Origin of the sequence: Colwellia sp. BRX10-9 (genome assembly GCF_014077405.1) — a bacterium.
Lineage (GTDB): Bacteria > Pseudomonadota > Gammaproteobacteria > Enterobacterales > Alteromonadaceae > Colwellia_A.
In genome coordinates this window covers 52853-75480 of record NZ_JACGVV010000005.1, presented here as the reverse complement: position 1 = coordinate 75480, position 22628 = coordinate 52853, and the positions used below count along the sequence as shown (strand labels likewise).

Sequence of the window (22628 nt, the reverse complement as noted above, 5' to 3'; positions counted from 1 at the left end):
TATTTTTACTTGTTGTTACTACTTACTTTTTACGGCGACGTAATAACGCTAAAGGTAATAGCAAGAAGGCTAATAAGCCAGTTGAACCACCGCTAGAATCTTTCCTAGCTGGAACCATACTAGGCATATCATTAACCACTACAGAGAAACTCTGTGTAGCATCGACAGTACCATCATTAACACTTGCTACAAATGTTAGTGTTTCACTACCAGATTCAATACTAGGAGAAGTGAAAGATATAGCTGCTGTGTTTGAGCCCGCTAATGTCACTGTTGGACCAGAGGTTTGTTCCCAGCTGTATGTTAATGCATCACCATTAGGATCTGTAGCTTCAACACTCATGCTAACAGAGATACCTTCTCTAACAATGCGCTCTACATCAGTAACGGCTGTTACAATCGGTGCACGGTTATCACAAGCAACACTATCACCTGCAACTACATCACTGAAAATCGAGCTATTTACATTGTCAAATTGAACACCATCAATCAACCAACCTAAGTTATTTGCTGTAAAGTCACTTACTGCGCGGAAACGGAATTTAACTTCATTACCATTAAGTGCTTCACCAAAAGATACGCCTTCATAACCAGCTGCGAAGTCAGTAAAGCTCAGACGTTCAGATAATGCTGTGCCAGCTTCAGTGAAAATCGGATTCTCGTTGTAACCACCACCTAAGAAAGTACCACCCATCTCAGTAACATCAGCCCAGTCACCACCGTTAACACTTACTTCAACAACACCGCCATCCCAATTAGCTTCGAAGTCATAGTAATGGAACCAGTTAATAACAAAATCACCATCGAAACCAACGCTAAATGCTCTTGTTTCATAAGCGACATCTGATTCAAAACCATTATTATTGATAAATAAATACTGTTGTCCTAGAACGCCACCAAGAGCACCGGCAAATCTTGTATCTAAATATCCAGTACCGGCAGCAGCTTCACCACCACCTATAACATTTTCCATAAAGTCGTGCTGTGATGATAATGTTTCCATATCATCAAAAGTAGAAGAACCTACTGGTGCGCGATCTTTAAAGTCATAATTAACCTTTGTAGTAAACGAATAATCGTTAACAACATCGGCAGTAAGTCCAGGGAAAGTAACTTTGAATTCAACGTCTTCTGCCATACTTGCATCATTCAACGTAAATTCAATAGGTGAACTTGTTGCTGAACCAGTTACACCAAGACTATCAAAAGTTACCACACCTTCATTTGCAAATGTTACATCTTGATCACCTACGACTTCAATTTGTGCGGTAATATTTTCATAAGTCTCACTACCACGGTTTTGAATAGTAAAGCTAACTGTTGCAGTTTCACCTTTATCAAGCACGCTATCTTTAGAACAGTAACCTGAAGTAAGTCCTTCATAGTTAGTATTTAACATATGAGAATTTGCAGAGAATGAACTTAATGTTGTTGCATAAGACTCTACTGCGCCTGCATGGTCAGTAGCGAATCGGCTTGGCGACTTAGCTCCTAATCCCATACCACGTTTTGCAAATGCTGCAAGCATAAGGTTGTAATCTTCTACGTCGTTTGCATATGCTGCTGACAATATAGCATCTCGACCTTCAGTGAATGTAGGCGCCATTGGCATCATCTTATAACCAGCTACTACATAATCTTTAATTAGGTTCTTAGCTTCATCAAAAGTATGACGCTCGTCATTAACCATGCTAATAAAAGATTCCCAAATCATATTAGAAAATATAGAACCTGGAGAATGCACTAGATCAGGGTAAAGGGCTATATCGCCAAATGTAGATGGATTAATTGTTGTGTCTGTTGAGTAAGGGTACGGGCGGATACCATCCACAAAGCTAGAAACATACGTTATAGCAGCGTAACCGCCATCGTATTCTTCATTGCCTAAAACTAGGTTATCACTTGCGTCTGTTGTAAGCATCAATGCATGAAAATCACCAAAACCTTCACCCATAGAGCGTGCTTGTTGGCTACTTAATCCTGAACTATTACCCACTAAACGGTTACTGATATAGTGACCCCATTCGTGAGCAACAATTGCGTTATCCCATGTACTATCTTTGAATACGCGCGACAGGTCATTTCTGAACATATCAACAGATACTTTTTCATCAGCATCTAGTAATGCGTAGATTGCAGTACCATCATTTTGTGAAATCATAAAGCTTGGGATGGTAATACTTGGATCATTGCCACCCATACCGCCTACATCATCACCATCTTTGTTATTTGCTATAAGCACAGCAATTGCGCCTGCATCTTGAGCATTTAAAACTTTGTCTACAAAGGCACAAGCACCACGATCTATTACAGCAATTTTACCGGTAAGGTCAGCACCATTAACAGCCGCTTCACAACCGTCATTAATTGGAGCAGTTGCATCTTCTAGACGAACCAAATCACCTGATAAATCAAAAGTTTCTGGACCAAATCCAGCAAAACCGAGATTAGCTAAAAGGCCTATATCACTATGCGTAGTTGCAGTAACACCATAGTCAGTGCCATTTACCGCTTGTGTTGTTTCCCAAAGATACATCTGCATGCGTGGTGAACCACCATCTGCAGGTGTAGACATGTTTGCATTGTTAAAACCAGAGTGATCTTGAACCTCTACGTTTAATGCATCTCCTTCTTCACCACCTCGACCGTAGTTTAAAGTCTGAGCATTACCAGCAAGCTCATCAAAGCCATGGTCATAATAGTCATCATGTAAATAGTTATTTACATAGAATAAGTTAACAATCGCCGCTTTACGGTTTCCAACTGAATATTCTGCTTTAGAAACATCATATTTATAATCAAAGGTATTATTACTGGTCACTTCTGCCATGTAATCACCGTTGCTAAAACCTTGAGGTGCAATAGCATCGACATATGCGGTAACATTGTTACCCATGGTCATAGTTGCATCATCAGCTAACCAAGCATCACCAGTACTGATAGGTCCGTGACTCTTACTTATCAACGTTGCATCTAAGTATTCTTGTGTAAGAAACGCGCTACGATCGCTTCCTTCAGGAGCTGGCATAACTTCACCATGAGGGCTATCCCATGGCTTACCGTCAGCGTCGGCAAAAACGCGATAATTAAAATCAGCTGCATGGCTAGTTAAGTTATTCTTAAATAAAACCTCACCTGTTTTAGCTGCAACAACATAGCCATAATACTCTGATTCGCGACTGTCTATTTCGCCTGTTTCTACTTCAACGTAGTGAGCAGCAACAATTTTATTTTTATGTTCAAAAAATACTTTTTTAGCGCGTGGCTCACCAATTATTATTTTTTGAGATGAAGTATTAGCGACAGAAAATCTTTCATACTTATCAGTTGATTTTTTGTTTGTTAATTTAATCGTAGCACTGTCGCCACCCATCGCCAAAAACACTGTTTTAACAGAACTAGCGGCATCAGCAAAAGCAGAGTCGACACTTTTTAACAATAGATTTGATGATTTAACAGCCTTGTCACTTGCTAAGTAACCCGATGAAGCGACTAAATTGAATTCGCGATCCATCATGATATTATATTCACGATTAAAAACTTCAATACCTGCAATTTCTTGCTTATATTTAGCGATTTTTGCGCCACGACCAATATCATGGATATTCGCTAATATAGGCATAGCTAGGCTTGGCTTTGACTCAGATAAACCAGTAAGTTGCTTCAAATAAAAATCTGCAGCAAAAGCATTCTGATGCTCTGCAGAAACTGCCATCATATTTGGAATAGAATTTTTTGCACTTGCCCACTGAAAAGTATTTGTACCTAATTGAGCATCAAACTGATTACTCATACCACTGATAGTAGCTACTTGGTTTGACACAACTGGAGCCGGTGCATTTAAAAAAGCACCTGTATCTGAAGCTATAGCTCCCATAGAAGCAGAAGCGATTGCAGCACCTACGAATGTTGCTATGATTGATTTATTAAAGTTCATACGATTCCCTAAGTATATTTTTATTATTAACCCATAAATTGGGTACTGAAGCATTTTATTATTAACCCACAACGTGGGCTCTACGTTAATTTATTACATTTATGTAACAATAAAGCAATCATTTAGCTTAAAAAACACAAACAAAAAGTAAAGCATACGTTACGTTAAAGTAATAAACGCTTATAAGGCAACCACTTGTTACAAAAACGTTAACCTAGTGCTTGATAATGAATAATAACGGATAAATACATATATTTATAATATCTCTAGCAAGTAACTGATTGGATAGTAGAAACTTATTTATACTAAATTTACCATAACGTCACTAAGCGGATTTAACAGATGAGTGGCATAAACTCTTTTTTTCGTAACAAAAAAGGCGCTAATTTTATAATTAGCGCCTTTACCTGTTAAAAAATTCAGCTTTGTGAAACAGATCCAATTAAAACCTTAAAAGTGGACAACAACACCTGCAAAAGCACCTTTAAATTCAATGTTTGTATACAAATCATCTAAATCTTCAAGTTCAAATTTAACCGCTTTATAGCCAAGTGTTAAATTTACATCAACCGCTAAGTTATCAATAAGCTCGTAGCTCAAACCGACTTGGTAGTCGTATATAGTATGATCGTCAATCGATAATAAATTACCATTGGCAAAAAGATTAAAACTCGTGCCGGGTAAGCCGACAATCGTTGAAACATAAAGCATAGGTACGATTTCTGTAACGGCTAATGTTCCTTCAACTGATGTACCACCAATAGCTGATGCAACCGTTATATCGCCATCAAAATCACGACCGGTTAAACCAATATCAAAAGAGAAAAGACCGTTATCAAAAATTTCATAATATAACGTATAGTCAATATAACTAACATCGAAGGTGCTACCGACAGCGGTGCCAGCGTCGAATGTTTTACCAGAAAAGTCAAAATCCTGCGACAAAACTGTTGCGCCATCAGTATCTAACGTTGTTGAGGCTATCATTAGATTGGGGATTAAAGGGATCGGATGTTCTAGAGCGATATAAAATGAACCTTGCTCTTTATCTTCTAAATTAAAATCAACTAAGCCAGTTTGTTCACCAAAAGTACCTGTTGCTTCATTACTCCACATTGAGCCACCAATATAAAGTCCGGCAATAGTATCAGCCATTGCTGATGTTGAAAGTAACCCGGTAACAAGTACTGCTAATGCTGTTTTTTTCATGTTGAACCCTTTATTATCCTTGACTTAATAAGTCATTTAAATCGATTAGTGCTGCGTTAGCACGAGAAATATAATTTGCCATTACTAAAGAATGATTAGCTAATAAACCAAAGCCATCACCATTAAGGATCATTGGACTCCATATAGATTCTTGGCTTGCTTCTAATTCTCGAATAATTTGCTGTACGCTTACTTTAGCATTTTTCTTCTCTAATACATCATTAAAATCAATTTCTACGGCGCGTAAAAAGTGAAGTAACGCCCAACACGCACCACGTGCTTCATAAAATTCATTATCAATTTTCCACCAGCTGGTTTTTAAGACAACGCTTGACTGTGCAGATGTTGATTGCTGGGCAACGCTATCGCCAGCTAAGTCGGTATTTAACTGTTCACGGCCAACACTTGCACTTAATCGTTGAGAGTAGCTGCCTAAACGTTTATTCACTTCTTGGATCCAGTCACGTAAATTATCTGAGCGAGCATAAAATTGCGCTGTTTGACTGTTAACATCACCTAACGCTTTGCGATAGGCATACAATTCGTTAATTGCTTTATTGTATTCACTTTCTGCACTTGGCATCGCCCAACTTTTGTGATCGATATTGTATTGAGGCTGAGCAACTTTTAAGTGCTTATTTTCTACCGATTGTGACTGAGAGCGGCTAAATTCCTGACGCATAACAAGCGCCATATCACGCGACATTTCAAGCGCACCAAGCTCCCAAGCTGGGATATTGTCTAAAAATACTGAGGGTGGCAAAGCATCATTTGACAGATAACCGCCAGGTTTATTTAATAATGTCTCGGTTACTCTAATAAGTGCCGTTGTTGTGGTGTAACCGACAACAGGTTTTATACCAGCTGCCGTTGCATCTTTCGTTGCTTCAGCTCTAATATCAAGCTGTTCAGGTTCAAAGCTCCAATAAACGCCGAGAAAATAGCCTGAGAGGATGATAGCAAAAAAAATGGTGACAAAAGTTTTTCCTGAAAAATTAGTCGTCATGTTGAGCTCCTAATGGTGTTGTTTTTTAGCTGGGTTTTCTTGTTTAATACTTCGCACCGGAATGGTTACGACAAGATCCTTTTGCTGCTTAAAGTGCAATGTTAATGAAAGTTCCTCTTCAGGTAACAAGGCTTTTTTAACGTTAAATATCATTAAGTGATAGCCCATAGGCTGCAATACCACTTTATTATTCCCTTCGATTGTCAATTGTTCAACTTGACGCATCTTCATCATACCATCACTCATGGTGTGTTGATGAATTTCAATTCTATCGGAAAACAAGCCACTGACTCCTGTTAAAATTAGCGTCTCATCATTTTTATTTTCAATCGACATATAAGCTGAAGTTATACTGGTTCCAGGTATGCTAGCTCTCACATAAGGCCCGTCAATAATAATATTACTATCGTGTTCAACAGCAAAAACATCGCTATTGATACTGAGTAACGTAAAAGATAATACAATGGCTATAAAACATATTTTATTCATTTCTCGCTATACTTCCTTTTTTAGACAGATTATTTTTATTGCCTTAACATTGTAACTAAGCTGGAGCAAAATGGATAACTTAATTATTAGCCAAGAAAACAATCATGTTTTCACCGTGACTCTTAACCGTAAACATAAAAAAAATGCACTTAATCAAAGTATGTATATCGACTTATGTGCTGCTCTAAAATATGCGAGCGAAAATTCAACTATCCACTGTGTGCTTATTCAAGGCGATGAAAACTGTTTTTGTGCAGGTAATGATTTGAATGACTTTTTACAATGCTCACAAGATGATGAATTAGTAGCATTAGATTTTGTACAAGCACTGACAATATTTGATAAACCTCTTATTGCCGCAGTTGCTGGCCCGGCAATAGGTATTGGCACTACCTTGTTGTTACATTGCGACATGGTCATAGCGGCAAACAATAGTAAATTTAAATTACCCTTTACTCAGTTAGGTCTATCACCTGAAGCTGGCTCTAGCCTGTTGTTACCCCTGCGTATTGGTCATAACAAAGCGTTTGAACTTTTAGTACTTGGCAAGCAATTTACTGCCGAACAAGCACTAGATTACGGTCTTATTAATCAAATATGCATACCGGAAGATTTACTAAAAATAGCTAACGATATTGCTAATACTATTGCTAAATTACCTCATGATTCTGTCATGACCAGTAGAAAATTGATGAAACAACATGCTCAGTTGACTATGCAACAGGTCATTGATAACGAAGCTAAAGAATTTAAACGTTTAGTAAAAACGCAGCAATGTAAAAATATTTTAGCGCAATTTTTTTAAAAAAATAAATCTTAAAGATGAAATAGTCAGCCAAAATTTGCGGGGGTTTCATCGTTAGGCGATTTGTTTTTTGTCCCCTGCCATTAACCAAATAACAACAGCAATAAAAATAACGGGCCAAAATATACCAATCATCACAAAGGCCGCCGCACCAAAAATCATCATACCGATAAAAATTAATGAACCAAACACACTCATAACAATTGCAAATGCCACCATGACAAGAATAACCATAATAATTGCTGAAACACTAATCGCTTTTAAAGGATCAATAAGTTCATCACCAACATGAAGGTCGACATTAAACATTTCTATAAAACTTATTCCTAATGCATAGGTTAAAAATAAGGTTGCAAAAATTGCTAATATTAATGATTTAAAAAATGACATAATTCCTCCTGCTTACTTAGTTTTACGCACAGCTATCGGTAAATATTATTTACTCGCTATCGCTTTAAGTTAATACTGCCCATTAATGTTTGGTGGGTAATAGTATCGCCGCGACCACATAAGCAACACCGCTAGCTAACGGAAATATAAGCAAAGCACCAATAGCGGCAATACGAACAGCTATTCTTGGTAAGTCATAATATTTTGCGATGCCCGCACAAACGCCTGATAATTTTTTATGGGCAACATCTTTTGTTAAAGTTTTTTTCACTGAATACTCACGTTGATAGCTCATCATTTATTCCTTAATTCTAACCGCTGTTTTGTAAAAAAAGTTAATAGTCCTGCGCCAACAAAAAAAGTTAATACGGGAGCAAGACACATGATCATTATGAAATAACTACTGTGATGTATCATGTAATGCCCCCTAGTTTTTTGTCGCTTAGCCATTAACAACTTGCTTTTTTAAATCGGCTAATTCTTGTTCAATAGATTCATCTGTTTCTAAATCACGAAACTGGCTGGCGAGATCTTTATTCTCGGTTAAGTCATAAGACTCTAATTCAGCTTCTACTCGGTCAATTTTTTGTTGGTAGCGTTCAAATTTATTAATGGCTTCATCTATGTTGTAGACAATCGCTCTTTCACGCACTTTTAAACGTACTTCAACTGACTCTTGACGCAATGCAAAAGCGTCTTGCTTACGTTTAGCTTCTTGAAGTTTTTCTTGTAAACGTTGACCGTCTTCTTGTACTGCACTCAAAAAAATCTCTAGTTGCGCTAAGTCATCATGGAATTCACTGACTTGTACTGAACATTTTTGCTTTTCATGTAGCGCAGACTTCGCAAGATCATCACGTCCTTTATTAATGGCTAATGCGGCTTTTTCTTGCCAATTATTAATACTAACTTCTAGTGATGCTATTTTACGCATTAAGGTTTTCTTTTCTGCTATATTTTTTGCTGCAGTAGAGCGTACTTCAACCAAGGTTTCTTCCATTTCCTGAATGATCAATTTAACCATTTTCTCAGGATCTTCAGCTTTATCTAACATATTGTTTAAGTTAGCGTTAATAATATCGGTAAAACGTGAAAACATGCCCATAATCCATTCTCCTGCGCAAATGCGCTGCTATTAGTATTTTAATTTAATGACTCATTAAGTATTAACCAAAATGTTAATGCTTAACTTGCTACTGTGTTTTCTATTACAAGTGACATGCCAACTCAGCAAAACAAATTAAACTACTGTTTATTAAGGGATTTTATAAAGACATCGATTACAGAAAGAAAGGGGACATAATATGTCAGACGAAAATATAGTCAAATTCACAAATTAATTAGTTAATTTGACTATACCCATAACATGGTGGAATTTTATTAAAATGAGCGTTGAATTATTGAGTAACGACTACCGGAAAATAATCACCTGCGCCCCACTCACTCCATGAGCCGTCATAAACTTTTACGTGCTTATAACCGCTCATTTCGGCGGTTAACGCTAAAACACAGGCGGTTACCCCAGAGCCACAGCTCATCACCATTGGTTTATTTTCGCTATTAATAGCGTTAAATTTTTCTTTTAAAATATTTTTGGCGAGCAAGCAGCCATCATGCGATAAATCACTAAAGGGTAAATTCACAGAAGAGGGAATATGACCGCTACGAATACCTTCGCGTGGCTCAGCAACTTTGCCCTCAAAGCGTTCTTTAGCCCTAGCATCAACAATAAGGTGTTCTTGAGAGTTAAGGTTACGTTCTATATTTTGGCTGCTATAAAAGTATTTTTTACAAAATGTAGCGATAAAGTTACCACTGCTAGTAACGGAAGATGTCGTTGATGAAACACGATACCCTGATGCCAACCAAGCGGGTAATCCGCCATCAAGTACGGCAACATTTTCATGTCCCATTGCTCTAAACATATACCAAGCACGCGCTGCAGAAAATAAGCCTTGGTCATCGTAAACAACAATTTGACTGTCTGTCATTACCCCTAACGCACGCGCTTGCTGCTGAAAATGTTCAGCACTTGGCATAGTGTGGGGAAGTGGATTTGATAAATCAGAAAAGTTTTTATTTAAATCGAATCGCTTGGCATAAGGCAACGTAAAGTCTGGCCATTGTTTTTCTGGCGAGCGCATATTACCAACGGGTGGGATACTCGCATCAAGCAGTATTATATTTGATAATGGTTTTGCAGAGTCTCCGGTTAAATGGAGTGTAGGAAAAAGCAAATCATGCAGCTGACGGCACGATATTATTTGCTGAAAAGTCGAAGGCATAGTTAGCGTCATTCATTTTTGAATAAGGCTTAAAAAATAACGAATAAATCGATAGTTGTACAGTCGAAAAAACAATATAAATTGGCAGGGTACAACAAATTCCCTGCGTTTAGCTTGCGGCTTGTTTTTCGGCTGATGATTGTTCACGGTTATTTTCTACTAGGCTTACCACTAAAGACGCTGCCAATAAAAATACAGCAGGTAACATCAATAACGTAAAAATTAGCTCTAAGCTCGGCATAATCAATTCCTTACTCATCCGCTGCTTGAACGGTATTCTTTTGTTGAGTACCCTTTTTGTTACTAAGCTTAGCCACTAAAATTTGGGAATATTTGTTGTTGGCTAAAGCTGACATCGTGATATCTGGCTGAACTTTATCTTTTACGTTACTCGCTAATTTTGTATTGAGTTGTTCAATGCCTGTTTTAACCATCAGATTAGCGATAGTTTTGATGTCTGTAGTGTTGTCTGCAAAACTGTTAAAAGATAATAAAGCGGTAGTTAATGTGGTGATCAATAACGTTTTCATGTTGTTCTCCAAGTTTTATAATAGTTAAGTCGTAATATCTATTACAAAGGTTGTGCCAGAGATCAAAAAAAAATTAAGCAATTGAATTTTATAGGATTAATTAATCTATGCTTTTATCATAAAAATAAAGCTTAAGACTAAATAAAAGAAAAGTGGTCAAAAAAGCCAATTATTAATAATTATAGCGATAACATTATCTTTATCGCTAAACGGCAAGATATATAGTATTCCGATTTAGGGATACAATTTCCCAAAATCGGTACACAAAACAGAAAATTACTCGCCTGCAGGAAGGGTCACTTGTGCGAACGCATCAAAAAGAACTTGGCTGGTAACTTCATTACCACTGCATTGCTCACTTAAATAACGACGAAACTGCCTAGCACCCGCTAAACCATTGCAGAGTCCAAGCATATGGCGAACAACATGCCAAGCACGCCCGCCGTTGGCAATATGAATATCAATATAGCGCGCCATCTCGGCAACAATTTGCTCACGAGAAAGAATATCCGTGTTTGTTTGATAAATCGCGTTATCTGCTTCAACTAACATGTAAGGGTTTTGATAAATTTCACGGCCTATCATCACACCATCAATATGAGTTAAATGCTCATTCGCCTCATCATAGGTTTTAATACCGCCGTTAATTGAAATTTGTAACTGTGGAAAGTCTTTTTTGATTTGATAAACACGACCATAATCAAGCGGGGGAACTTCCCTATTTTGCTTAGGGCTTAAACCGCTTAACCAAGCTTTACGTGCATGAATAATAAAATGTTTACAGTCAGCCTGAGAGACAACATCAACAAAATTATGTAAAAACTCATAACTGTCATGGTCATCGATACCGATACGCGATTTAACAGTAACCGGAATATTGGCTGCCGCTTGCATCTCATTGACACAGTCAGCTACCAAAGAAGGTTCAGCCATTAAGCAAGCACCAAAACGACCATTTTGGACACGATCAGATGGGCAGCCAACATTAATGTTAATTTCATCATAACCATACTGCTCAGCCATTTTTGCACACTCTGTCATGGCTTTAACATCACTTCCCCCCAGTTGCAGTACAACAGGGTGCTCTTCTTTGTTAAAGGATAAATAATCACCTTTACCAAATATAATTGCGCCAGTAGTCACCATTTCGGTGTATAGCACGGTGTGCTTTGACATAACACGATAGAAGTAACGGCAATGGCGATCAGTCCAATCGAGCATGGGTGCAACAGAAAGTTTATGTGAAATCATAAAGTTATAAAAAACCTTTAAGTTTAAAGCGAATGTAGCTGTTGGAAACAACAACAGAAAATTTCGCTGATTATAAAGGCTTTAGCGATGTTAAACAAAAGAAATAATGCCAAGTGACAGCACCGAAAGCCTCGATAGCTTTCAGCTATTTTTATGGTATAAAGATGGGTGAATTTTAAATAACATCACTTAATAATTTGGCGAATTAACGCCTAGTCAATTTGAACCTAAATCGGGGCTAAGTTATAGCAAGTATCTTGCATAAATAGCCTAATAGATTAACAACAAAAGGTTAATCTAGGTCGTCAGGATCTGACTCAAGTTCGTCGTCTGTTTCAACTTTAGTTCGACCAAATAAGGTGTGGAATTGCTTGGGTGTTAAAATTATGTTTTGATATTTTAACCAAGCCTTCTCGATGGTATTGCTTACAGCAGCATTACCACGACAAACTTCAACAAAATGTTGCTCTTCTTCGGTAACAGGCAGACGGCTTCCTAAAGAAAGTGCCATTAATGCAACGCCATATTTTTCTAATGCCTCGGCCTCGGCCAAGTTAAAGTCACCGGAACGCTTTATGCCGCGCGGATAATTTCTATCATCGTAAAAATTTCTATTTACCTTAAAACTTTCTGCTGATATTGCTAAATTAGCCATTTTATAAACTCTACTAAAATATAAATACACTGATAATCGCATTTTTAACTCAATATCGATTAATTGGCAATTATTTTTTTAACGTTAATTAGAATATTTTACTTAATGTATATTATTTACCATTATATACACTATTTTTGACTTTTTTTTAGGCTAAAAATACAAAACTAGCATGAGGTTATATTTTGTAAATCCAATGTAGTCCTTGAATGACCGTCGTAGGAAAAGCGGTTTGATGATTGGCTTCTGGGATAATAACAATTTTTGCTTTTACATGAGTTTGCTGCCAATTAAGTATTTTTTCATAAAAATTTTCAGCATCCTTGACCATGTCATGGCTGCTGTCTAATGCTTTTGATTCACGCTCGCCAATAGCAATAAAAACATTAGCATTAATGGTTAACTGCCGCTTTCGATGCGCCTCTTCTAATGTAAAAATAACCTTATTATCAAACCAATAAGAAGGACTACCGAGTATGTAATGATTAAATAATGTCGGTTTAGTTAATAATATATATGTACCAAATAATCCGCCAAGCGAGTTACCGACAAAGGTTCTATCTTGTCGATCCGTTCGATAATTTTTATCGATATAATTGATAACACTAGCTTCGATAAACGCCATATGCTGTTGAGCACCACCTGTTGTTTGTTGCCAGGATTTATTGATTGTTGGGGTATAGTCTCGCACTCTGCTAGCATCTCGCTTCGACCCTTTCGCATATGAAATGCCAACGATAATAGCTTCTTTCATTTTTTGTGCATTCATTGGGTAACGGGTTGCCCCAGAAACAATCTGAAAAGTATACCAAGCATCGGTTAAGTAAATAACGGGATAAGTTTTATCATCATTTTTAGCATAAGATTTAGGTAACTTTATAAATAATGGGTAAACGCGTTGACTGTCGGGATCTTTAATTTCAACGACTTTACTTCTTGGTATTTGAAAAGGCGTAGTGGCAAAAGCCATTGATAGCTGGCTGGTCAATATTAATAGCAGCGTTAAACTGTATATTACTAGTTTCAAGTGAACTCTCTTTCTTGACTCAATGACAAGTCGTTATGTTTACCTAACCATAACGAGCTATTTATAAAACCTTAAGGATAAGTAAAGCAATACTCCAGCGAATAAATCACCGGTGTATTACTTTTAGTGTGCAACTCTTATGGGCATAATATTTATTTAAGTAACGGTTTCATAATCGCTAATTTACCATCAATTGGTGTGGTGATTTCTAGGCCTAAAATGTCTGCTATTAATGGCATAATATTTATGTTTTCAGCTGTATCTAACTGATATGCTTTTTTAAATGCGGGCCCTTGTGCATAGAATATTCCGTCCATGTCTGTAGTGTCAAACTGACTCCAACCATGATTTCCTTTACTGGTTTTTCCGGTAAAACCTATCGACCAATCGTTATCGGTTAAACAAGCTATATCACCGATACGACTGGATTTTGAGGCGTTAAATTTTGCTGGAATATCTTGGTATTGATAACATTTATAATGTTTAGCTTGTTGATTTAATTGTGCAACAGTTTGAGCTAATGTGCGGGTAGACTTACCCTCATCGTATATAAGTGTAATAGGGTTGGTTGCCAAAACTTTATATTCATCATTTAACCAATTAGGTAAATATTCATAATTCTTAGCAGGATAATCAGCCATACCATGATCAGAGACAATAATAATATTTACTTCAAAATCTAACGTTCGTACTTTTTCAACCATTTCACGAATGGTGCTATCTACACGGTTAATAGCGGCAATAAGCTCAGGTGAATCTTGACCAAAACCATGCCCTGCACTGTCTATATCATGAAAATAAGTGGTTATTAATTGCGGCCGTTCGCTTGAAGGAAGCTGATACCAATTTAATACACCATCTATGCGTTCTTGATGTGAGGCGTTGTGATCATATTTTTTAAAATGAGACGGATAAATACCCGCAATAGCGGCTTCGGAGCTTGGCCAAAAATAGTTAGCGGTACGCATATTTTGTTCTTCCGCAATAATCCACAAGGGTTTACGTAAATAAAAGTCGGGATTGGTCACCGCTTCCGAGTCTCTTATGCTGTAGGTTTTATTTAAATCGCGAGCATAGAAACGGTTAGACACTATGCCATGATTCTCAGGGTATGACCCCGTAACAATACTCAAATGGTTAGGAAAGGTTTTTGTCGGGAAAGTAGGACGTAATGATGTTAAATGAGCAGACTCTTTAGCAAATTGAGACAAGAATGTAGGCTGATATTTATCAACATAATCCCACCTAAAACCATCCAGTGAAATTAACAACACATAAGGTTTAGGATTAGGATTGGATGCTATACCTAGTGAATTTTTTGATTCTGATGTGCATGCATTTAAGGCAAATAACATGCCTATTATAAATAATTTATTCACGGTAATTTCTCATCAATAATTAGTGTTTAAGGGCTTTCTAGCATTTTTTTACTAACATAAAATCGTTATTGCTTTATCTTAAGACGAGTATTTATTGACTCAACGCGGGGCGTAAATAAGACAATCGCTTCAATTAAACATCAGCATAATAATTATATATTTTGTGCTGATGCCTTTTTATAATTGAGCGCTCGGTAAAATTAGTAGAGCTTTACTCGGTAAATACTATCCATTGATTGAAGGACTACAGATAATCTATCATCATTATCAACAAACCAATAGCTTGCCGCAGGAATCGACGGGAGTGCTATAAGCTCAACAAAAGTTGAGGCGTCATAAACCGCAAGATTAGTAACTATAATATTATGCGCTTGATTATGATATCGGATATGTTCATTTTTCTTAGGAAAATAAGTTTCTTCGCCCGTAAAGGTATGCAGTACTTCAGAAGTGTCACTTATCTTAATAACAGTGTTTCTAGCAAGCAGTGTTTCATTGACGCCATCAATGAAAATAGCCCGTTCTTGGTTACCAGAGTAATTGTAAGTATCGCGACTATCCGCCAGTGGAGTCGCAACAGCTTCAATCGCCAAAGGATCTAATGTTAATGAGAACAATTCATAACCACGGCTATCTGTATCCGACACATATAATAATTTATTGTCGTTTAATGGAAATTGAACAATGTTATTGACGTTAGCTAAAGCGGTGTTGGTAAGCGAAAAGTCTGTCGTTGACAAGTTAAATTGCTCAAGTGAATCATCATTTACAAATATAAGTTGATTAGCCGCGCACTTTTTAAGGCTATGAGCAGAGCCCGTTTGCTGATAAGACTCAATAAGCCTTAGCGTTTGGTGGTCATATGAAAATATTTGGTAACTGTAATCGTCATAGTTTAGACCCGTTAAAAATATACGTTCTTGATCAGCCGAGAAACAAATATGGTCAAAAATAATATTGGTTTCATTAGAAGCCTTAATTAAGTGACCGGTTTCAAGATCAAAGACTTTTATTACGGTATTAAAATCATTTATTGCAATAAGATGGTCGAACACAGATGAGTATCGAACCTGCTCGACGGTATGATCTAATGTAACTGCCTCACCGACAATGCCAACGATTTGTTTAACTGAGTGTCCGCCTGAACTTTGTTCAACATATTTTTCACTGGTTTTCAGTTTATAGTTTCCGTCGTAATAAATATTATAAAAACCTTTAGATTCATTGGTATCGAAAGAAAGGGTAATCTTGTTTTCAGTCGCTAAAATAATAGGTCGGTAAAAAGAATTAGAGACCGAAAGAGTTGAAACTTGTATCGGAGTATTTGAATAACTACTATCAATGGATACTTTTTTATTAAATTTTATGATTACCTTTTCAACGGGATCATTTTCAATCGTCTCTTTAGTAATTGAAATAGCTTTAAACGGTGTTAACTCTTGGATAAAAGCTAGTGCTTGGGCATTATCATGTAAATTAAATAAGGCGGATGAAGTCCATGCTACTGTTTCTGCTTCACCTATAAGTTCTTGGTTAAGGTGCAATTGCATATATTTATTTGTGATAAATGTTAGCAATATTTCTTCATTTTGAGCGTTGGTCAGTCTAAAGGTTCCAGCAGGTGATTGTGATGCGTAACCTTTACCTGAATATGGCGAGGTAACGGTAGAGGTTAAAGTGGTCTCAAAGGCAAATAGTTCACTCGTTATTGTACTGGTAATATCGACTTGGTAATGCGGATATTTATTACTACCTGGCGCATTAATATGTTGATTAATTGTCGTTTGCTTTAGAGAGTCCGTAACAACCATTAAATCATCAGTTTTAACTTTAAAGTCGATTGCTTTTATATCAAGTTTTCTGTTTTTACTTTGATAATTTAAAACGAGATCTCCGTCTAAATCTTCAGTACTTGCGCTCCACGTTTGGTTGCTTGTTAGCAAAAGCTCAAACATTAACTCTAATGAAAGTGAAGGTTCTTCTATCGTAGAAATAATAAAGCGCGTAGAGGAAAACTTTGCACTTAGGTCCTTAATAAGGAAACTATCCGAGTAAGGATTCTTGCTGTCATCAAGTTGAATATACTGCTGGGTAATATTCACTAAGGCAGTCACTGTTGTGGTTGAGTTTTCTCTATCAATAATATCGGTTTGGTAACTACAGTCTGTAAAAACTAATTGGTAGCTATTTTCTGTATCGTCAATAATTTTTTCAACGGTACCTGTGCTATTACAGTCTCTAATTAAGATGTTTTCAGGTGCATGATGAAACCAAATAATTTCCTATTCAATGATGTCTGCGGCATTAATACTCGCTTCGGTTAACACCGTACTCCAGATGGCAATATCACCGGCATTATCTTCTGTAAAAATCGCGTTGACAACAGGTGGTGTTGGAACAGTAGGCTGCGGTGTCGTTATTTTTTCTGAACGTTCACCACTGCCTCCACCACAAGAAGCTAAAAGAGCCAGTGATATTAAGCTCACAAAAAGAGAAGCAGTATAATTCATTCAAAAACATCCATTTGTTATAATTCATCCTAAATAGGCGAGACATTTATACCTAAAGATCAATATATTTACAATTGAAACGTCTATTCTTTATTGGGGTAAATCAATAACTAAATTGAATTTTTCAGAACTTTTCCATAGGTTAAGTAATACAGTAAATTCTGCTATTTCATGGACAGATGCGGTTGAGCTGAGGATTTTTTCAGAGAGGGTATTCATTCGATCAAATTCATTGACATTCATCATTAACATTCCTTGTTATATGTCAATGAATTATGACTTAAACAATGAAAAAGGTATAGCTTTTAATGAGTTAGTTTATGAATCTTTAATGACAAACGTTACTGACAATACTGCTTAATTAACGATTATTTTCCCAAAGTCTCTTCTAGGGCTTTCCTGAGCAAGTGCAGGTGCCCGACGCACACTCTTTAGTAAAATATAAAGATTAACTCTATAGCGCTAAAGCCAACAAATATTTATTGAGGAGAACGTTTAAATAATTTCACTGAAATGACTTAATTTTATATCACTTTTTCAGTTTTCGTTTGAGCTCTTCCATTGTCAACATTGCTTGTGGAGACTGCAGTAATTCTGCGTTTAATTCGGCAACAGCACTTAAGCCATTAGCCACAATAGTATCGGTATTTACATTTAAACTGCGTTTTGTCGCTTTTACGGCATAATTAGGTAATAAAGCAATGCGGTTGGCTAAACTGAAAGCAGCTTTCATTAAACGCTTACGTGTTAAATAGGTATCATTAATCATGCCCCATTTTTTTGCCTGACGTCCTGAGAAAATAGCCGAAGTGTATGCTAATTCTCGTAATCGGCCATCGGGTAAATTAAAATGCAAGCGTTGCAATGTTCCCATATCTGCAGGTATACCTAATTGCGTTTCCAAAATGCTAAAGTAAGACCGCATCGACGCTAAACGAATATCGCATGCCGAAATTAAATCAACCGCCCCCCCGATACATACACCATGGACCGCTGCGATTGTTGGAATAGAACAATCAACAATCGCTGAAAATGCTTGTTGCATATTAATGATTTCAGCCCTCAAGTGCGCTGTTTTATCATTTTGGCAATCTTGTGTTGACGCCATAACGTCTAATAAAAAGTTGATATCGGCGCCCGATGAAAATTGTTTCCCCTTGCCACTCAATACCACGACATGAATATCGTTTTGGTTATTTATCCAACGATAAGCGTCACCAATTTCAAACCACATTTTTTTATTCATCGCGTTCGCCTTATTCGGGCGTGCAAGTTGTAAATGTAAGACATTATTTTGGAGCGTTAAATCTAAATATTCAAATTCAGGCATGTTCAGTCCATAGTAAAAAATTTATTCTTATTGATTAAAGATGACACGTAGGTATCGAAGAGGGCAAGATAAAATTGCTAAACCAGTAAAGTGAATTTATCTTGGTACTTAGCTGTTAGCCAACTATCAAATATTACATTACATTTTCGTAAACGTTGAGAGTGCCAACAACACGCTTTTAATTTAAAGGGTTAAGTAATTAACCTTTCAAGCATATTACATCATCAAAATCTCTGTGTTAAACTGCTAAAAAATAACCTAATCATGCAAGTACCTAACTCATAATGAATGCAGAAGAATTATTAATACAAGCAAAAGAGTCTTGCAAGAAGCGTGGTGCACGATTTACTTTGGCTCGCGAACAAGTATTTAAACTATTAACCGGACATAGCGGTGCTATTGGTGCTTATGATTTGCTTGACGAATTAAAGCTAATTGACCCAGCAGCAAAACCAGCAACCATCTATCGTGCTTTAGATTTCCTTGGTAAGCAGGGCTTTGTTCATAAGATTGAGTCTATAAATGCTTTTGTGATGTGCCATCATTTCAGTGAATGTAATCATCCCGTGCAATTACTTATTTGTGACCGTTGCGGACATGTTGAAGAAATTCAATCGTCTAATTTAGACTTAGCTTTACGCTCGATGGCAGATGCAACCGGCTTTACCATTAGCCATCAAATTGTTGAAGCGCATGGTGCTTGTCAAAGCTGCAGTAAATAGCGTTATTATTCAGGAGTAATAATAACTTTAACACCCCCATTAAACTCATATTTAGAGCTATTGGTCGCATAAGAAGTACCCTCCCCCTTAACTCAGTGAACTTATTTATGCTATAAGTACACGGTTAAACATTCCCATATTATAAAATATTCAGGAAGCCTATGAATTATTCAATCAAGTCAGCGTTAATTTGCTTATTTGTTGTTGCCAGTGGTAGCGCAATAGCGAAAAACACCATTAGTAGCGATAAATTTCGTCAATTAGAAGAATCTTTACCAACACCCAACACTTACAGAACTGCATCAGGCGCACCAGGTCACCAGTATTGGCAACAACAAGTTGATTATAAAATTAATATTCAACTTGATGATAAAACGCAAACCTTAACGGGTAGCGAAACAATGAGTTATACCAATAATTCACCTGACACTTTACGCTACTTGTGGATACAGCTAGATCAAAACCGCTTAAAACGTGACTCTGATAATCGCTTAACAGCGACAGCTCCTAGTAAAAAAATAACTTATAGCGGGTTGCGTGGCGCTATCGAGTCAACTGAATTTGATGGTGGTAATACAATTACTGCAGTTACAGCATCAAACGGTAGTGCTCTTGACTATGTAATTAACGGCACAATGATGCGCGTTATCTTACCTAAGGCATTAAAATCCGGCGATGATGTTGAATTAAATATTAAGTGGAACTATAAGCTTCATGAACAAAAAGTGTTAGGTGGCCGTTCGGGTTACGAATACTTTAAAGAAGACGATAACTATTTGTATGAGCTTGCTGGCTGGTTTCCTCGCGCAGCAGCATACTATGACGTTATGGGCTGGCAAAACAAGCAGTTTTTAGGTAACGGCGAATTCACTTTAGAATTTGGTGATTACGACGTTAAGATCACCGTTCCTGCTGATCATATTGTTGCCGCTACCGGTGAGTTACAAAATGAAAGCAAGGTCTTAACAAAAACACAGCGTAAACGCTTAGAACAAGCTAAAAACGCAAAGAAACCTGTGCTTATAGTTACCGTTGATGAAGCACTTGAAAACGAAAAATCTCGCTCAACAAAAACGAAAACCTGGCATTTTAAAGCTAAAAATGTTCGTGATTTTGCTTTCGCATCAAGCCGTAAATTTATTTGGGACGCTCAAGGTTATAAAGAAGGCGGTACCGATACCATGGCGATGTCTTTTTACCCTAATGAAGGTAATCCATTATGGGAAAAGTACTCAACTGAAGCTATTATCCATACCATGCAACAGTATAATAAATACACCTTTGCTTACCCATACCCAGTATCAATTTCAGTCAATGGACCCGTTGGTGGCATGGAATATCCGATGATCACTTTTAATGGTCCTCGCCCAACACTTGACAAAGAAACAGGTGAAAAAACCTATTCTCGTGGTACTAAATACGGCTTAGTTGGAGTAATTATTCACGAAGTGGGTCATAACTACTTTCCAATGATCGTTAACTCTGATGAACGTCAATGGACTTGGATGGATGAAGGTTTAAACACTTTCCTACAGTTTTTAGCACAACAAGCATGGGAAGAAGGTTATCCTTCACGCCGTGGTCATGCTGCTGACATTACTAATTACATGAAAAGTACTAACCAGGTACCTATTATGACCAACTCTGAATCAATTCTTCAGTTTGGTAATAATGCCTATGGTAAGCCAGCAACAGCATTAAATATTTTACGTGAAACCGTTATGGGCCGTGAATTATTTGATTTTGCCTTTAAGGAATATGCACAACGTTGGATGTTTAAACGCCCAACACCTTCAGACTTTTTCCGCACCATGGAAGATGCATCAGCCGTTGATTTAGATTGGTTCTGGCGTGGTTGGTTCTACACAACAGATCATGTTGATATCGCTTTAGGTAATATTCATTTATATCGTCCTGATAGCCAAAACCCTGATACAGAAGCCGCTTGGAATCGTGCCTTAGAGAGTGAAAAGCCAACATTTATTAGTGACCTTCGTGATAAAGGTCAATGGCTTAGAACAACTGACAAGCCTGAATTGTTAGACTTTTACAATGAGCATGATAAATTTACGGCAACCAATAAAGCACGTAATACCTATAACAGCGCAAATAAAAAGTTAGAACAATGGCAAAAAGATCTCCTTGTTGATGAAAGAAATTTCTACATCGTTGATTTTGAAAATAAGGGTGGCTTGGTCATGCCTATTATTGTGCAATTAACTTTTGCAGATAAAACAACAGAACAAGTACATATTCCTGCAGAAATCTGGCGTAAAAACAGTAAAAATGTTTCTAAATTATTTATTACTGACAAAGAGATTACCGCTATCGCTATTGATCCAAACTGGGAAACAGCCGATGTAGATGTTAACAATAACTACTGGCCAGCACGCCCTATTAAATCAAGCTTTGAATTATACAAACGTAAGAAAAAAGACATGATGCGTGACTATAATGTTAAATTAAAGTCAGCTGATGACGAAAAAGAAGACAAGGAAGAAGAAGAAGATAAATAATGTCAAAAACCTCATTATTTAAAAGCTTTGTTTTTTGTTTATTGTGTGGCGTTGCGCTTTCAAGCGCAGCCCACCGATACTTCTTTGGATTAACTGATTTATCAGTTAATCCAAGAACCCATAACATAGAAGTTATTCATCAATTTACGGCTCACGATATTGATAATGCTATTGCTGAGCAACAGCAAATACGCTTTTCAGCTGAGCATCCTAAATACGAAAAGTTCATTCAAAACTATGTTGAAGCACATTTCCAACTTATTGATGTTCAAGATAATAAAAAACAGCCAATCAAGCTCAATTGGATAGGTTTAGAAGTCGCTAAAGGTAATGTTTATATTTACCAAGAAGCTAATTTTGAAAACTTTTTATCCGGATTAGTGGTAAAAAATGATTTACTCATCGATACTTACCCTAAGCAAGTAAATACTGTAAATTATAAAGACGAAACAATTATTGGCAGCTTAACTTTTTCGAAATCAGTTAAAATTGCGATAATAAAAAACAATAACTAGTAGGAACGATTTACATTTGCTAAATTAACATGCAAAATAAAATGACTAGTATAACTAAGCCCTTGGGAAACA

The 22628-nt window shown here is 36.9% G+C and carries 22 protein-coding genes; 4 read left to right on the top strand and 18 right to left on the bottom strand.

Features of this window, described 5'->3' with window-relative positions; genetic code table 11:
* Positions 1 to 22 precede the first annotated feature (22 nt).
* The 4 genes from H4J69_RS04600 to H4J69_RS04585 form a co-directional block, all read right to left on the bottom strand.
* Positions 23 to 3937, bottom strand: coding sequence for a rhombosortase-dependent M36 family metallopeptidase (locus tag H4J69_RS04600; RefSeq protein WP_182244747.1), 3915 nt, complete (start codon positions 3935 to 3937; stop codon positions 23 to 25).
* A 450-nt stretch (positions 3938 to 4387) separates the two neighbouring features.
* On the bottom strand, positions 4388 to 5146 hold the full coding sequence (locus tag H4J69_RS04595) for a TIGR04219 family outer membrane beta-barrel protein (RefSeq protein ID WP_182244745.1): 759 nt from the start codon (positions 5144 to 5146) through the stop codon (positions 4388 to 4390).
* Positions 5147 to 5159: 13 nt separating this feature from the next.
* Positions 5160 to 6152, bottom strand: coding sequence for a DUF2333 family protein (locus H4J69_RS04590; protein WP_182214728.1), 993 nt, complete (start codon positions 6150 to 6152; stop codon positions 5160 to 5162).
* 9 nt (positions 6153 to 6161) lie between these two features.
* On the bottom strand, positions 6162 to 6641 hold the full coding sequence (locus H4J69_RS04585; protein WP_182244744.1) for a copper chaperone PCu(A)C: 480 nt from the start codon (positions 6639 to 6641) through the stop codon (positions 6162 to 6164).
* A gap of 70 nt (positions 6642 to 6711) precedes the next feature.
* Between H4J69_RS04585 and H4J69_RS04580 the strand changes: the two genes are divergently transcribed.
* On the top strand, positions 6712 to 7446 hold the full coding sequence (locus tag H4J69_RS04580; RefSeq protein WP_182244743.1) for an enoyl-CoA hydratase/isomerase family protein: 735 nt from the start codon (positions 6712 to 6714) through the stop codon (positions 7444 to 7446).
* Between the two features lie 54 nt (positions 7447 to 7500).
* On the opposite strand, the gene H4J69_RS04575 is transcribed toward H4J69_RS04580, so the two are convergent.
* The 14 genes from H4J69_RS04575 to H4J69_RS04515 form a co-directional block, all read right to left on the bottom strand.
* Positions 7501 to 7836: a hypothetical protein gene (locus H4J69_RS04575; protein WP_182243086.1), complete on the bottom strand. Its 336-nt coding sequence runs from the start codon at positions 7834 to 7836 to the stop codon at positions 7501 to 7503.
* Between the two features lie 82 nt (positions 7837 to 7918).
* Entirely contained in the window at positions 7919 to 8131 is a 213-nt protein-coding gene (locus H4J69_RS04570) for a PspC domain-containing protein (RefSeq protein WP_182176464.1), read from the bottom strand.
* A gap of 147 nt (positions 8132 to 8278) precedes the next feature.
* Positions 8279 to 8941 (bottom strand): phage shock protein PspA, encoded by a 663-nt coding sequence (gene pspA / locus H4J69_RS04565; RefSeq protein WP_182244742.1) that lies wholly within the window; start codon positions 8939 to 8941, stop codon positions 8279 to 8281.
* Positions 8942 to 9233: 292 nt separating this feature from the next.
* Entirely contained in the window at positions 9234 to 10121 is an 888-nt protein-coding gene (locus H4J69_RS04560) for a sulfurtransferase (protein ID WP_182244741.1), read from the bottom strand.
* Positions 10122 to 10230: 109 nt separating this feature from the next.
* Entirely contained in the window at positions 10231 to 10362 is a 132-nt protein-coding gene (locus H4J69_RS20050) for a hypothetical protein (RefSeq protein WP_259364605.1), read from the bottom strand.
* A gap of 10 nt (positions 10363 to 10372) precedes the next feature.
* Entirely contained in the window at positions 10373 to 10651 is a 279-nt protein-coding gene (locus H4J69_RS04555; protein ID WP_182221229.1) for a hypothetical protein, read from the bottom strand.
* Between the two features lie 276 nt (positions 10652 to 10927).
* Complete coding sequence (dusA, locus tag H4J69_RS04550) at positions 10928 to 11902, bottom strand: tRNA dihydrouridine(20/20a) synthase DusA (protein WP_182244740.1); 975 nt, start codon at positions 11900 to 11902, stop codon at positions 10928 to 10930.
* 292 nt (positions 11903 to 12194) lie between these two features.
* Entirely contained in the window at positions 12195 to 12557 is a 363-nt protein-coding gene (locus tag H4J69_RS04545) for a DUF413 domain-containing protein (protein WP_182222532.1), read from the bottom strand.
* A gap of 178 nt (positions 12558 to 12735) precedes the next feature.
* Complete coding sequence (locus H4J69_RS04540; RefSeq protein WP_259367709.1) at positions 12736 to 13584, bottom strand: alpha/beta hydrolase; 849 nt, start codon at positions 13582 to 13584, stop codon at positions 12736 to 12738.
* Between the two features lie 152 nt (positions 13585 to 13736).
* Positions 13737 to 14963 carry an ectonucleotide pyrophosphatase/phosphodiesterase gene (locus tag H4J69_RS04535; protein WP_182222531.1) on the bottom strand — a complete coding sequence of 409 codons (1227 nt, stop codon included), beginning with the start codon at positions 14961 to 14963 and terminating at the stop codon, positions 13737 to 13739.
* Between the two features lie 200 nt (positions 14964 to 15163).
* Positions 15164 to 17065 carry a hypothetical protein gene (locus H4J69_RS04530; RefSeq protein WP_182244739.1) on the bottom strand — a complete coding sequence of 634 codons (1902 nt, stop codon included), beginning with the start codon at positions 17063 to 17065 and terminating at the stop codon, positions 15164 to 15166.
* 180 nt (positions 17066 to 17245) lie between these two features.
* On the bottom strand, positions 17246 to 17473 hold the full coding sequence (locus tag H4J69_RS04525) for a hypothetical protein (RefSeq protein ID WP_182244737.1): 228 nt from the start codon (positions 17471 to 17473) through the stop codon (positions 17246 to 17248).
* A 90-nt stretch (positions 17474 to 17563) separates the two neighbouring features.
* Positions 17564 to 17719 (bottom strand): hypothetical protein, encoded by a 156-nt coding sequence (locus H4J69_RS04520; RefSeq protein WP_182214746.1) that lies wholly within the window; start codon positions 17717 to 17719, stop codon positions 17564 to 17566.
* A gap of 283 nt (positions 17720 to 18002) precedes the next feature.
* Positions 18003 to 18803 carry an enoyl-CoA hydratase-related protein gene (locus H4J69_RS04515; RefSeq protein WP_182244735.1) on the bottom strand — a complete coding sequence of 267 codons (801 nt, stop codon included), beginning with the start codon at positions 18801 to 18803 and terminating at the stop codon, positions 18003 to 18005.
* 284 nt (positions 18804 to 19087) lie between these two features.
* On the opposite strand from H4J69_RS04515, the gene zur reads away from it, so the two are divergent.
* The 3 genes from zur to H4J69_RS04500 all read left to right on the top strand — a co-directional run bounded on the left by zur (position 19088) and on the right by H4J69_RS04500 (position 22556).
* Positions 19088 to 19525 (top strand): zinc uptake transcriptional repressor Zur, encoded by a 438-nt coding sequence (zur, locus tag H4J69_RS04510; protein WP_070374992.1) that lies wholly within the window; start codon positions 19088 to 19090, stop codon positions 19523 to 19525.
* Between the two features lie 161 nt (positions 19526 to 19686).
* Positions 19687 to 22041 carry a M1 family metallopeptidase gene (locus H4J69_RS04505; RefSeq protein ID WP_182251923.1) on the top strand — a complete coding sequence of 785 codons (2355 nt, stop codon included), beginning with the start codon at positions 19687 to 19689 and terminating at the stop codon, positions 22039 to 22041.
* Positions 22041 to 22556, top strand: a complete 516-nt coding sequence (locus tag H4J69_RS04500) for a DUF6702 family protein (RefSeq protein WP_182222528.1) — start codon at positions 22041 to 22043, stop codon at positions 22554 to 22556. Before H4J69_RS04505 ends, H4J69_RS04500 begins: the two co-directional genes overlap by 1 nt.
* Positions 22557 to 22628: the final 72 nt, after the last annotated feature.

What these genes read in the sequence shown, in the direction of transcription:
- H4J69_RS04570 (WP_182176464.1), bottom strand. Translation starts at nt 8,131, where the DNA reads ATGAGCTATCAACGTGAGTATTCAGTGAAAAAAACTTTAACAAAAGAT.
- pspA (WP_182244742.1), bottom strand. Translation starts at nt 8,941, where the DNA reads ATGGGCATGTTTTCACGTTTTACCGATATTATTAACGCTAACTTAAAC.
- dusA (WP_182244740.1), bottom strand. Translation starts at nt 11,902, where the DNA reads ATGATTTCACATAAACTTTCTGTTGCACCCATGCTCGATTGGACTGAT.
- H4J69_RS20050 (WP_259364605.1), bottom strand. Translation starts at nt 10,362, where the DNA reads ATGCCGAGCTTAGAGCTAATTTTTACGTTATTGATGTTACCTGCTGTA.
- zur (WP_070374992.1), top strand. Translation starts at nt 19,088, where the DNA reads ATGAATGCAGAAGAATTATTAATACAAGCAAAAGAGTCTTGCAAGAAG.
- H4J69_RS04515 (WP_182244735.1), bottom strand. Translation starts at nt 18,803, where the DNA reads ATGCCTGAATTTGAATATTTAGATTTAACGCTCCAAAATAATGTCTTA.
- H4J69_RS04575 (WP_182243086.1), bottom strand. Translation starts at nt 7,836, where the DNA reads ATGTCATTTTTTAAATCATTAATATTAGCAATTTTTGCAACCTTATTT.
- H4J69_RS04580 (WP_182244743.1), top strand. Translation starts at nt 6,712, where the DNA reads ATGGATAACTTAATTATTAGCCAAGAAAACAATCATGTTTTCACCGTG.
- H4J69_RS04505 (WP_182251923.1), top strand. Translation starts at nt 19,687, where the DNA reads ATGAATTATTCAATCAAGTCAGCGTTAATTTGCTTATTTGTTGTTGCC.
- H4J69_RS04555 (WP_182221229.1), bottom strand. Translation starts at nt 10,651, where the DNA reads ATGAAAACGTTATTGATCACCACATTAACTACCGCTTTATTATCTTTT.
- H4J69_RS04600 (WP_182244747.1), bottom strand. Translation starts at nt 3,937, where the DNA reads ATGAACTTTAATAAATCAATCATAGCAACATTCGTAGGTGCTGCAATC.
- H4J69_RS04590 (WP_182214728.1), bottom strand. Translation starts at nt 6,152, where the DNA reads ATGACGACTAATTTTTCAGGAAAAACTTTTGTCACCATTTTTTTTGCT.
- H4J69_RS04560 (WP_182244741.1), bottom strand. Translation starts at nt 10,121, where the DNA reads ATGCCTTCGACTTTTCAGCAAATAATATCGTGCCGTCAGCTGCATGAT.
- H4J69_RS04585 (WP_182244744.1), bottom strand. Translation starts at nt 6,641, where the DNA reads ATGAATAAAATATGTTTTATAGCCATTGTATTATCTTTTACGTTACTC.
- H4J69_RS04545 (WP_182222532.1), bottom strand. Translation starts at nt 12,557, where the DNA reads ATGGCTAATTTAGCAATATCAGCAGAAAGTTTTAAGGTAAATAGAAAT.
- H4J69_RS04500 (WP_182222528.1), top strand. Translation starts at nt 22,041, where the DNA reads ATGTCAAAAACCTCATTATTTAAAAGCTTTGTTTTTTGTTTATTGTGT.
- H4J69_RS04520 (WP_182214746.1), bottom strand. Translation starts at nt 17,719, where the DNA reads ATGATGAATGTCAATGAATTTGATCGAATGAATACCCTCTCTGAAAAA.
- H4J69_RS04525 (WP_182244737.1), bottom strand. Translation starts at nt 17,473, where the DNA reads ATGAATTATACTGCTTCTCTTTTTGTGAGCTTAATATCACTGGCTCTT.
- H4J69_RS04595 (WP_182244745.1), bottom strand. Translation starts at nt 5,146, where the DNA reads ATGAAAAAAACAGCATTAGCAGTACTTGTTACCGGGTTACTTTCAACA.